8 protein-coding genes are annotated in these 12,466 nt (G+C 39.1%); 1 reads left to right on the top strand and 7 read right to left on the bottom strand.

Annotated elements, in window-relative coordinates; all coding sequences use genetic code 11:
• The first annotated feature begins 2 nt into the window (after positions 1-2).
• A complete protein-coding gene (locus tag CLOAM_RS09530; protein WP_015425430.1) occupies positions 3-1,430 on the top strand; it encodes a hypothetical protein in 1,428 nt (475 codons plus the stop codon).
• A gap of 589 nt (positions 1,431-2,019) precedes the next feature.
• Here the strand turns inward: CLOAM_RS09530 and CLOAM_RS09750 are convergent.
• The 7 genes from CLOAM_RS09750 to CLOAM_RS08140 form a co-directional block, all read right to left on the bottom strand.
• Positions 2,020-2,169, bottom strand: coding sequence for a hypothetical protein (locus CLOAM_RS09750; protein WP_157860025.1), 150 nt, complete (start codon positions 2,167-2,169; stop codon positions 2,020-2,022).
• A gap of 175 nt (positions 2,170-2,344) precedes the next feature.
• Complete coding sequence (locus CLOAM_RS10085) at positions 2,345-2,845, bottom strand: methyltransferase family protein (protein ID WP_015425429.1); 501 nt, start codon at positions 2,843-2,845, stop codon at positions 2,345-2,347.
• 169 nt (positions 2,846-3,014) lie between these two features.
• Positions 3,015-4,286 (bottom strand): ABC transporter permease, encoded by a 1,272-nt coding sequence (locus CLOAM_RS08160; RefSeq protein WP_015425428.1) that lies wholly within the window; start codon positions 4,284-4,286, stop codon positions 3,015-3,017.
• Between the two features lie 3 nt (positions 4,287-4,289).
• Positions 4,290-6,509, bottom strand: coding sequence for a type I DNA topoisomerase (gene topA / locus CLOAM_RS08155; protein WP_015425427.1), 2,220 nt, complete (start codon positions 6,507-6,509; stop codon positions 4,290-4,292).
• Positions 6,510-6,874: 365 nt separating this feature from the next.
• Positions 6,875-10,045: a preprotein translocase subunit SecA gene (secA, locus tag CLOAM_RS08150; RefSeq protein WP_015425426.1), complete on the bottom strand. Its 3,171-nt coding sequence runs from the start codon at positions 10,043-10,045 to the stop codon at positions 6,875-6,877.
• Between the two features lie 231 nt (positions 10,046-10,276).
• Entirely contained in the window at positions 10,277-11,419 is a 1,143-nt protein-coding gene (locus CLOAM_RS08145; RefSeq protein WP_015425425.1) for an iron-containing alcohol dehydrogenase, read from the bottom strand.
• A gap of 323 nt (positions 11,420-11,742) precedes the next feature.
• Positions 11,743-12,378, bottom strand: coding sequence for a hypothetical protein (locus CLOAM_RS08140; RefSeq protein ID WP_044279101.1), 636 nt, complete (start codon positions 12,376-12,378; stop codon positions 11,743-11,745).
• Positions 12,379-12,466 lie beyond the last annotated feature (88 nt).

The raw sequence follows: 12,466 nt of genomic DNA, 5'->3' as shown, positions 1-12,466 counted from the left end.
AAATGTCCAAATTATTAAACTTAACTCTGCACTATAAAGGCAAAAAACTGGATCAGGTGCGTTATGGACGCGATTTTAAGAACAAGTTCTTTATCGGTTCGGATAAATACCTCTTCTGGCAAATCCTGGATGAGACATTTCCAGAAAAGCACCTGTTTGTCACTAAAAAAGGTGATCAGCTTTACCTACAGTTGCCTCCTGGTGCGAAAGTAAGTTGTGCTAAAGATGGAGAACCGGTAGATGAATCTTATCTGACAAAAAGTTTTATTCTGCAGGGTAATAAACTCTTGCTTCGTCCCGATATGACAGGAACTCTTGCCATCGCACCTAATTGGGAAATTTCTTACGAATTTAAAGAACCTTATGTTTCTGTTCTTACTCCGGAACAGCAACAAATTGCTGCTCAATATGCCTGTCGTCCTCAACCTACTGCCGATGAAAAATTCAGCCGTAATATGATCCTGTTGTTCGTCATTCTAACCGTTATTTTTGTGATTATCTTTGATCTGTTTCTAAAAAAACAGGTCTCCTACGATACAACTTTGGAACAGAAACTTCAAACAATTCAGAAAGCAGAACGCATTCAAGCAGAGGCATTAGCAAAACCCAGTACTTTTGAAGAAGCGGGTGAATATGCCGAAGTTCCTGAAGAAACTGCAGGAAAAGAACAACCAAGTGGAGTTCCCGGAGGCAAGGGAACCGCTAAATCAGCAGGCGCAATTTTTGGTAGTGGCTTTGGTACTTTTGATCCGAGTGCCACTTCAGCCGCAAGACCTGTTCAGGCACTCACTCTTATGGAAGGATTTGTTACTTCTCGTCCCGGAGGCGGAGGTGGTGGAGGTGCAGGACCTGGTGTTGGAGGAGCAGGACCTGGTGGAGGAGTTGGCGGAACAACTTTTGACCCCAATGCCACTAGAAGTTTTACCAGTGATATTGGCTCTGTAGCAACCAAAGCGCCCACAGTTAGGGGTTCTGAAATCCGTCCCGAAGGGGTAGCTATTGTTAAAGCTTCAGGAGATCAAAGCAAATTGATGCCCAGTGGAGTTGCTTTTGGGAAAACAGCTGTCACAGAACAAACCCTTGCAAAGTTTAAAAGCAAACAAGTAACTCAAGTTACTGAAGAAACCATTTCTCAAGCACCTGCAGAACGCCAAACAATTATTGACGAAGTTAGAAGAGCTGTGGAGATTCGTAAAGGACAGATACAATCTCTGTATATGAAATGGAATGCCACTATTCCTTTTTCGGGAAGCGTAAAAATTCGTCTGTTAATTAACGCTTCCGGAAAAGTGCAGGATGCCATAATCACCCCTGAAGGCAATATGCCTAATGGTTTTTTAACCGAACTGGAACAACTTTGCGAATCCTGGAGCTTCCCTATAAATGAAGAATTTGATTACGAATTCAAATTCAGATTACGCAAAGGTTAACTCTCAAAACTATTTTTACAGACGGAGGACACCGTTCCTCCGTTTTTTTGTGTAGCCGGAGGACGCCGTTCCTCCGCAAATAATACCATTTTTTGAATGATCAGACCCTTGTCATTCCTGCGCAAGCAGGAATCCATACTATAATAATATTCAAAATGAATTCCGCTTCAAGTACGGAATGACAAACACAAATATAAGCTATACTCTATCCATTTTCATAAAGCATAAATAACAGAAAAAGTTCCGTTAGGAACGACAGAAATTGCCTTCTTTGTATAACTTCTAAGTTTCTTGTCTGATGCTTCATCCTGCTTTTCTCAGTAAGATTATCTATCTCTATTCTCTTTACCTGTCATCCTGATGGGACTTTTATCTCTTTCTTTTGATATCTTATCGCCGGGTTGAAACCCGTAGTAAAAATATGTCGTCCAGCAGGGACTTTTTAATATATCTATCCAAAATGGAGGTTATATAATTTTTGATTAAAGATTGGTCTTGACAAATGATAATGTCTAATAAAAAATAAAAGTGTCAACTTATTTATGACACCACATCATACTCTTTCTTAATAGCATTGCTTACCCATTGCTTACCCATTACGGATGGCATTAGTATTGGGTAAGCAATGCTTCAGCAATGCTCTTAGGGATGAACTGCTATTTTCTTCAAAATCAATGTAATAGGGGAAAAAAGCTGAAAAGGGGTTGTATTTTTCTTTTTTTACGAGGGGCTTACGCACCCATCGCTATCGTTGTTTCGCCCTTTGGGCTTTCAACCCTCTAAACCTTCTCAACCCTCTAAACCCTCTAAACCTTCTAAACCCTCTAAACCCTCTAAACCCTCTCAACCTTCTCAACCTTCTCAACCCTCTCAACTTTCTCAACCTTCTCAACCCTCTCAACTTTCCCAACCCTCTAAACCAACCCAACTATGATAATTATTATCAGGAGAAGGAGAGATAGGAAAAAGGTTTGGTATTCCCTGTTTTTAAGCCATAACTGGAAAGACCAGGGATATTTCATTTTTTTCCAGGAAATTTTCCGGGGGAAATACCTTCCGGTTGTTTTGGCATAGTTAATCCACTCATCAGGAAATTTATTGCTCAGACCTTTTTCTTCTCTGCTAATGGTGAAAGGGAAAATTACCAGAATCAAGAGAATTGCTGCTATCCAAGCCCAAATATCATTCAGGAATAAAACAAATCCGATTAAAATTAAAGCGCTACCTGTGTATAACGGATTACGATTTAAGCAATAAGGTCCTTCCTGCACCAGGCGATTACCTTTTTGAATAATTCCGGCAGACCAGGACCTGATAAAGGCACCTAAAGCAATTAGAATAATACTGATGATAATACCTGAGGGATTAGTTAGCAGATGCTGAATCCGAACCTTATAATTGATGACGAATTCCAAAGCAACAGCGATACACAGGATGCGTGTGATGAGTAGGCGTTTTTTGCCAGAAACTCGGCTATTTTATCTGGTTTTTTCACTGGAGCTACTCCCTTTCTTTGTTATTTTTTAACACATTATTTATAGAAGCAAAGTTAGCAATAACGAGGAAATCGTTCTTCCGGTGTTTTCATTCGTGGTAGTAAATTGCCTGAATAGGATCAATGCCGGTAGCTTTCCAGGCGGGATAGATTCCGGAAAGAAAGCCAACTAATAGAGAAAAACCAATTCCAACAGCAACTCCCTGCACTGGAAGATACAAGGGGAAATTAATGCCTTTAGCTATCAAAACAATCAAAATCCAGGCAAGAACAACACCTAAAATTGCCCCAATAAAAGCCAAAGCCAGTGCTTCAAAAATAAAATAGAAAAAGATATCCTGTTCGGTTGCACCAATACTTTTGCGAATACCAATTTCGGTCATTCTTTCCTGAATACTAATCAGTAAAGTACTGAAAAGTCCTATTCCGCCTACAATCAAAGAAATGGAAGCAATGGCAATAAGGGTTATATTCCATTTATCCATAAATTTATTAATCTCTTGCGTAATATTTAAGATCATATCGCCAATATCCATAAACTGAAAATTGGGATACATATTATGCCTGGCAAGCAGTATTTGCCTTGCCTCGTTTTTTAATTTGGTATAGTCCTCACTGGAATTTGATTGTATATAAATCTGATGGATCATTCTTGCTGGGCTTAAATAAGTAGCTCCATATTTTAAGGGAACATACACAGCTTTCAAGTCCCATTCTCTTTGCCAGGGATCAAAATTCATTCCATTTCCGGTATTTAAAACATCAGAAGCTAAAACACCTACGATGGTAAAACGCTGTGAACCTAAAACCAGAACCTGACCAATCGGGTCTTTATCCTTAAAGTATTCTTCGGCAAAATGATAACCCAAAACGGCAACCGGGATATTATTTTCCGCTTCGTAAGTATTAAAATAGCGTCCCTTACTGATAGGATAGCTTTTGTTTTGGAAAAATTCTACTTCTGTAGCACGCAAGATAATATTATTTATTTTATTGCCAACCCGATATAAGCTCTGTTTAGAAATTGTCCCGTAAATACATTTGTAATTCAGGTTTTCTTTCAGAGCCAGATAATCGTCATAGTTCAAAGGAGGAACATTTTGTTTAGCACGCCTAATTTTACTGCGCGTTTTTCCTGTTTCCAAATCAATATTTCCTGAACCGGGGAAAATAATAATAGAATTATCCCAGCCCATACCTTCCATATTCTTTTTGATAAGTGCTTTTATGGCATAAACACTGGAAAACATTGTTACTACGGCAAGCACTCCAATAACAATTCCTGTTAGGGTTAACAAAGACCTCAGTTTATGGCTGAAAATGCTTTGGAAAGCGCTATTGATGCCGTCTTTAATGTTCATTGTCTATTCCATCTCGGTTTTGCAGTTGGGGCAGATTTTAATTTTTCCTTTTTCCCGGCTGTATTTTTCTACTATGTAAGGATTTCCACACTTGGGACAGCTTATTGGAAGGGGTTTATCGTTAGTTATATATTTACATTCTGGATAGCGATTGCAGGAATAAAAGGTGCGTCCTTTTTTGGATTTACGGGCTGTTAATTCACCGATTCCGCATTCCGGACATTTAATTCCTAAGGTTTTAGGACGGGCATATTTGCATTTGGGATAATTGGAACAGGCAATAAACTCTCCATATTTTCCGGTTCTTAACATTAAGGGAGAACCACATTGCGGACAATTCTCATTTAAGGGTGTAGGCACAAAAATCTTGATGTTACCATCTTCATCGCGGGTAAAATTCTTCGTGTTTTTGCATTGGGGAAAACGGCTGCAGGAAAGAAAATCGCCCCTCTTGCTGTGTTTGATTAACATTGTTCCCTGTTTGCAAACATCACAAACAATGCCGGTATCCTGAACAAAATTGTTTTTCTCCTTCTTCACATCTACCTGACGAATTAAGGCAACAAGTTGGTCGTAATATTCCTGCACCACTTCATTCCAGGCAATGTTACTGTATTCCACTTCATCCAGTTTGGTTTCCATTTCGGCAGTAAACTGAACATTAAAAAGATAATCAAACTTATCCACCAAAAAGCGGTTTACATCACTTCCCAATTGCGTCGGCAAAAATGCCTTTTTCTCCATAGTAACATATTTACGCTTTCTTAATGTTTCTATAATGGTAGCATAAGTAGAAGGACGCCCAATCCCTTTTGCCTCCAGTTCTTTGATTAAAGATGCCTCAGTGTATCTTGCCGGAGAAGTAGTAAAATGCTGTGTCTTTTCCAAAGGACTATGTTCCAGAACATCATTTTTAGCATAATCCTGATGAATCTTTTCGCCCAAAGGAATATAAAGGTGAGGATATGCTTTCAGGAAACCCTCTTCCATTATTTGAGCTCCAGAAGACACAAATTCTGCTTTTCCGGCATTTATCTTTACACTTGTGGAAAGGAGTTTTACCGGTATCATTTGCGTAGCTATAAAACGCTGCCAGATAAGGGTATAAAGTTTCATCTGTTCTTTGGTTAAATACTGCGCTACGCTTTCAGGAGTTCTGAAAGGATCGGTAGGACGAATTGCTTCATGCGCATCCTGAGCACTCTGTTTATTTTTGAAAACTCGGACTTTCGGATGCACCAGTTCTTTACCAAAGCGTTCTTTTATAAGGTTTTGAGCTTTAGTTATTGCCTCTTCCGCCATTCTGGTAGAATCGGTTCGCATATAAGTTATCAGACCGGTTCTTTCTCCACCCAAATCAATACCTTCATATAGAACTTGAGCAATGCTCATTGTTTTTTGTGCCTGAAAACCAAGTATTTTACTTGCTTCCTGTTGCAAAGTACTGGTAATAAAAGGTGGAAGGGGTTCTACATTACGATTGCTGCGTTTTATTTCGCTTAAAATTGCCTCTGCATTTTGGCTGTTTTCCACGATTTCTATGGCACTTTTCTCATCCGGAATTTCCACTTTTTTGCCTTCTATTTTTTCCAATACAGCTTTAAAGGGAGGCAAATTGTCTTTCCAAAAGTCCGCTTCAATTTTCCAGTATTCTTTAGGGACAAATGCTTTTATTTCTGCCTCGCGTTCACAAATCAAACGCAAAGCAACCGATTGCACTCTTCCCGCGGAAAGGTCTTTGGTAATCACTTTCCACAGCAAAGGACTGATTTCATAACCAACCAGGCGGTCTAATATTCTTCTTGCTTGTTGTGCTTCCACTTTTGCCATATCAATTTGACCGGGGTTTTTGATTGCCTCATTGATTGCTTGGGAAGTTATTTCGTTAAACACAATCCGGTAGACGGGTTTATTATTTAGTTCCTTTTTCAGGGTTTCGGATAAGTGCCAGGCAATTGCTTCTCCTTCACGATCATTATCACTTGCCAGATAAACGCTATCCGCGGATAAAGTTGCTTCTTTAAGTTCCGCAATCACTTTGCTTTTCGTTTTATCTATTATATAAACGGGTTTGAAACCCTGATGGACATTAACTCCCAGTTCGCGTTTAGGCAAATCACGAATGTGACCCATTGATGCTTTCACACTGAATTGGTTCTTCAGAAATTTACTGATAGTTCCTGCTTTTGCAGGGGATTCTACTATTATAAGTCCTTTACTCATATATTTCCTTTGTTGGTTATCAGGTTAATAAGTGAAGTGGAAGGGTGAAAAGGTGGAAAAGTGAAACAAGGTTTGAAAATTTCAAGTTTCCTATAAATGATTTAGAGGGTTGAGAGTGAAGTGGAAAGGTGGAAAGGTGAAAAGGTGAAACAAGGTTTGAAAATTTCAAGTTTCCTATAAATGATTTAGAGGGTTGAGAAAGTTGTCTTCTCCATCTATTAATCTTTCTCCTATTTAACATCTTGACCTCTTGACTTCTGGACTTCTGTATCTTTTTCCTGCTTGCCATAGATTTCTGCACTGAGTTTCACTTTTCCACCTTTTCACCTTTTCACTTTCCTTTTGACCTCCAGACCTCTAAACTTCTATTCCGCTTCATTTATTCCGCAGCATTTTTTATACTTTTTCCCGCTTCCGCAAGGGCAGGGATCATTTCTTCCCACTTTGGGAGCTACTTTAACTGGTCGGACTTTTTCTACTTCTCCCACAGGACTATTATATTGAGGAGGAGCGCTCATATTTTGAGTTATTTGTTGTGCTTGTTGTGCCTGTTGTGCATTCAGGAAAGCATTTATATCCTGATGAGTCAGGTTTGCATTTTTGAGCAGGTTGTTAATCTGTTCTTGAGATAGAACATAAGTAGTAAACACTTTGCGGGTAACATTTTCCTGAATGCGGGTAATTAAACCTTGAAACAGTTCAAAGCTTTCCTTTTTATATTCTATTAAAGGGTCTTTATTGGCATAAGCGCGTAAATAGACACCGTCTTTTAATAAGTCCATTTCATGCAGATGGTCACGCCATTCATCATCTACAACTTCTAAGAGGGCTCGTCTTTCTATATTGCGTAATTGTTCGCTGCCGATTTGTCTTTCTTTGTTTTCGTAAGCGGAAAGTGCATATTCCAAAAGCGTATTCAGTAGAAGGTCTCTATTCAGATGGTCGCTGGCTATATCTTTAACCGTAAGTCCCAAATTCAGATTATGTTGAAACCATTGGCAGATGCGTTCCAAATTCCATTCCTCAGGATAGCTATGAGGCGGAATAATATCATCCACCATATTGGTAATGGATTCAGTAATCATTTCCAGAATTTCATTTTTGAGGTCATAACCCTTAAGCACACTGCGACGGTAGGCATAAATCACTTCGCGTTGCTGATTCATTACTTCGTCATATTTCAGCAGTTCTCTGCGGATTTCAAAGTTGTGCTCTTCCACTCTTTTTTGTGCTTGTTCCACAGCTTTGGTCATCCAGGGGTGACGAATTACATCTCCCGATTTTAAGCCCATTTTAACCATCATTGGAGCTATTCTGTCCGAACCGAAAAGGCGCATTAAATCGTCTTCCAAAGATAAATAGAACCTTGAGGTTCCAGGATCACCCTGGCGGCCTGCTCTTCCCCGTAATTGTCTATCAATTCTTCTGCTTTCATGTCTTTCACTGCCAATTACATGGAGTCCGTCCAAAGGTAAGCCGTAAGGAAATTCTGCGGTTAATGTTTTAGGCAAATTCAGATAGCTTTCATAAGCACCTTCCACAACACCTTTGCCAAGTTTTATATCGGTTCCTCTACCTGCCATATTGGTAGCAATAGTTACAGCTCCAGGTTGTCCCGCTTCAGCAATAATTTCAGCTTCGCGTTGATGTTGACGGGCATTTAGAACATTATGAGCTATGCCTTTACGCTTTAATAAACGGGATAAGATTTCGGAGACCTCCACACTAACAGTTCCTACCAAAACCGGTTTTTGCCTTTCATGCCAGTAAATTATTTCATTGATGATTGCCTGGTATTTATCATTTTTGCCTAAATATATAAGATCATCGTGGTCAATTCGTGTAACCGGAACATTTGTCGGAATCACCATCACCGGCAAATTGTAAATCTCCATAAATTCGGCTTCTTCGGTAACTGCGGTTCCTGTCATTCCGGCAAGTTTTTCATACATTCTGAAATAGTTCTGCAAAGTAATAGTGGCAAATGTTTGTGTGCCTGCCTCAATTTCCACATTTTCTTTTGCCTCTAATGCCTGATGTAAACCATCGGAAAAACGGCGTCCCGGCATTTGACGTCCTGTAAATTCATCTACAATAACTACTTTGTTATCTATTACCACATATTCCTGATCGTTTTCAAAGAGGGTAAAAGCACGCAGTAACTGATTGATGTTATGCAGCTTTTCACTTTTATCCATAAAACGATTGGTCTGCAATGACTTTTGTTTCTGTTTTTCCTGTTCCGAGAGCTCGGGATTGTTATCTATTTCTGCCAGCATTTCATCCAGGGATTGGACAACGAAAAGGTCTTTATCCTTTCGGGAAAGCACTTCTCTTCCTTTTTCACAGAGGTCAACGCTATTGTGACGCTCTTCCACCACATAGAAAAGGTTGTTGTCCAGTTCAGGCAATTTTTTATCCCGCAAATAGATACCTTCAATATCGTTGACCATTTTTTTCAGTTCACCGTCCTGCATCAATTTCATAAATGCTTTGTTACGCGGAGCGGCTCTTTTCACCAAAAGCAAGTTTTTAGCTAAGCGGTTATTATCTGACTGAGGATTATTTTCATCCAAATCCTCTCTGATTTCACTTAAGTATTTCTGTACCAAAGAATTCTGTAACTGAACAAGCTGTGCGATTGCAGGACGCAATTCGTGATAGAAATTCTTATCTTGGGTAATGGGACCACTAATTATTAGAGGTGTTCTTGCCTCATCAATTAAAATGCTATCTACTTCATCCACAATCGCATAAAAGAAATCCCGCTGGACAAGCTGATCAGGAGAAGTTGCCATATTATCACGCAAATAGTCAAACCCGAATTCACTGTTCATTCCGTAAGTTATATCACAATTGTATGCTTCTTTGCGGGCATCAAAATCCATTCCGGTAGTAATACAACCTACAGTGAGTCCGTGAAATTGAAAAACAGGACTCATCCATTCGGCATCACGACTTGCCAGATAATCATTTACGGTTACAAGATGCACGCCGCGTCCCACTAAGGCATTCAAAAACAGAGGCATAGTAGCAACCAGGGTTTTTCCTTCTCCGGTAGCCATTTCGGCAATTTTACCATCGTGTAAAGCCATAGCTCCAATTAATTGCACATCAAAAGGAACCATATTCCATTCAACTTCGTGACCGCGGACTTCAAATTTTTTGCCTAACAAACGCCGGCAGGTATCTTTAACAATGGCATAAACCTCCGGCAGGTAATCATCCAGAGTGCTTTTAGTAAGATTTTTCAGTTCTTTTTTAGTGCTGTCTATTGCATTGTCTAAACGATTTCTTTCGCTATCTTCTCTGGTTTCCCGATATTCCTGTTCCAGTTTAGCAAGTTCATTTCGTAAAGGATTTAGTTTATCTGCAATTTCCTGTTTAATTTCCTGAACGCGAGCGATTAGCTGTTCATCTTCATATTGTTCCAATCCGGAAAATATTTCATTTATTTCTTGCACTACGGGTTCATAGCGCTTAAGGTCTTGACTGTTCTTATCGCCAAATACTTTCTTCAGTATTTTCTCTAACATTTTCTTTACCTTCTTAGGGTATGCTTACAGTTTATGCTAAAAGCTGTAAGTTGATATCATTTTTTCCTTTTTTTGCCAGTTAAATTCAAAGGGAGATTGTGTCAAATAAAAAAGGATTTCTTTCCCGCGGGTTACGCAGATGTATTTCTCACAAATTACGCAGATTAGATATTATAATTTTAAGTTAACTAAATATTTAGTTCCTGTGTTTCACCATTCACTGTTCACCCTTCAAAACGCCAGCATAAGCAGTGATTCCACTTCCACTGCAGTAAATCTGCTAACCATTCCAATTCTGGGACTGGTCATAATCAGTTTAACTAATTGAGGCAATTCCAATTCTTTTATACCCAGGTCTCTAAGAGATTTTGCCAAACCCCAACTTTCCAGTTTATCTCTAAATCTATGCAAAGCACGGGAAACATTTTCCTCGTCCCAAACATTTTTAGCCCAACGCAGGAAGCGGGTAGGGTCTTTTTCACTCATATATTCAATCCATGCAGGGAAAATAACTCCCAATCCTTCGCCATGAGCAATTTCAGGATGCAAAGCGGAAAAAGCATGTTGGATATCATGACAAGCCCAATCACCACCTTTTAATCCAATCCCGGAAATTCCATTAAGAGCTAAAGTTGCACACCAAGCCAGATTTCCCCTTGCCAGTAAGTCACCGGAATTATTTTGCAGGCGGTCAGTCATTTCCACAATAGTTTTCAACAAAGCATCATCAATTGCCAAAGTAGCTATAGCGCGATCATCGGCAAAATAATATTCCAGAATATGAGCCATAGCATCCATTGCTCCGTTGGCTGTTTGTTTGAAAGGTAAACTGGATTGCACGGAAGGGTCTATAATACTCAAACGGGGATAAATTAAAGGAGAATAAATACCCCATTTTTGCATTGTTTTCGTATTGGTAATAACAGCATTACCATTCATTTCACTGCCGGTAGCGGAAAGAGTAAGAACTGTATATACAGGCAGGGCATTACGGATTTTTTCCTTTCCCGAAAAGGCATTCCAAATATCCTGCAAAAAAACACCGGCAGATACTGTTTTGGCAGTATCAATTACACTTCCACCTCCAACACCAAGAACTGCTTCCACTTTTTCCCGTTTAGCAAGCTCACAAAGTTCAATCACCTTTTCCAAAGTAGGATTTGGTTGAACACCCCAACCCTCTACAAAATGGATTTCTGCTTTTTCCAAGGACTCACAAACCTGTTCATAAACACCATTTTTCTTTATGGAACCACCTCCGGCAACCATTAAGCAACTCTTAATATCTGCTTTTTTTAGTTCCATTCCAAGTTTTCTGATTGTACCAACCCCAAATTCTATGCGGGTGGGATTACAAAAACTGAAGGCATCCATTTCCTTCTCCTTATCTCATTTTTTTATTGCGCTACCTTCATTGACGCTAAAAAATAAGATAACGCAAATTGGAATTAAAACAAGTAAAAAGGTGAAAAGGGTGAACAGGTTAACAGGTGAACGGGTTAACAGTGAATGGGTTAACAGGTGAACGGGTTAACAGTTAATGGGTTAATAGGTTAACGGGTTAACAGTGAATAGTGAAACCCAGGAACTAAATAGTAATTTAACTTAAAATTATAAAATCTAATCTGCGTAATCTGCGTAAAATAAATCTGCGTAATCCGCGGGAAACGCATCTGCGTAATCTGCGGGAAATGCATCTACTTCCAATATCCGAAAACCTCAATTTTCCTCCTTTGATGATAGCAAATCGTTTTTCCGAATTCTATTGATTTTCTTAATTCCTTTGCCAGGTCGGGTTCTATAATTTCAATTTCTTCCAAAGCACGATTAACAGCGCGAACGACTCTTCTTTTAATTTTACTTTCTTCACAAGTGAAGTGTCTGATTTTATAATCTTTATGATAAACATCCCGCAAATACTTACTCAGTTTTTCATAAATATCCCGCAGTTCATCAGCCCGGGCATAATCGCAATTTTCTTCCAGTTCGGCAAGTTCGTTAATCACTTGAATCAATTCCTCTTTCACTTCTTTGATCGTTTGCAAATCAGTCATTGGAACGGCAAGAAAACCATCCTGAACCTTAAGTTGCTGTTCACAAATTTCTTGGGGAGAAGAAAACTGGCTGTATGCTTTTTCCGGGGAAGAAAGATTGGATTCCAAATTGGGATAGGGGATATTCAATTCCGGATATTCCAGTAAAGTAAGAATATAATTCAAACCCTTACTGTAATAAAGAATATACTTCTTTTCGGAATGCTGAAGGATAATTTTCTTTCCTTCACACCGAAAGGAATAAACATCGGGAACAGAATTTTGAACTGCCGTTTGCATATTTCACCTTCTTTAGTGTATTAAATATTACATTTTGTTGTGCATAGCATAGAGCCATAAAATTAGCGATGCTAACATTGTCAAGGAG

This window comes from Candidatus Cloacimonas acidaminovorans str. Evry (assembly GCF_000146065.2).
GTDB lineage: Bacteria > Cloacimonadota > Cloacimonadia > Cloacimonadales > Cloacimonadaceae > Cloacimonas > Cloacimonas acidaminivorans.
Note: the sequence above shows the minus strand (reverse complement) of the source record. Positions and strands in the feature narration are given on the sequence as shown.

What these genes read in the sequence shown, in the direction of transcription:
- topA (WP_015425427.1), bottom strand. Translation starts at nt 6,509, where the DNA reads ATGAGTAAAGGACTTATAATAGTAGAATCCCCTGCAAAAGCAGGAACT.
- CLOAM_RS08145 (WP_015425425.1), bottom strand. Translation starts at nt 11,419, where the DNA reads ATGGATGCCTTCAGTTTTTGTAATCCCACCCGCATAGAATTTGGGGTT.
- CLOAM_RS09530 (WP_015425430.1), top strand. Translation starts at nt 3, where the DNA reads ATGTCCAAATTATTAAACTTAACTCTGCACTATAAAGGCAAAAAACTG.
- secA (WP_015425426.1), bottom strand. Translation starts at nt 10,045, where the DNA reads ATGTTAGAGAAAATACTGAAGAAAGTATTTGGCGATAAGAACAGTCAA.
- CLOAM_RS08140 (WP_044279101.1), bottom strand. Translation starts at nt 12,378, where the DNA reads ATGCAAACGGCAGTTCAAAATTCTGTTCCCGATGTTTATTCCTTTCGG.
- CLOAM_RS08160 (WP_015425428.1), bottom strand. Translation starts at nt 4,286, where the DNA reads ATGAACATTAAAGACGGCATCAATAGCGCTTTCCAAAGCATTTTCAGC.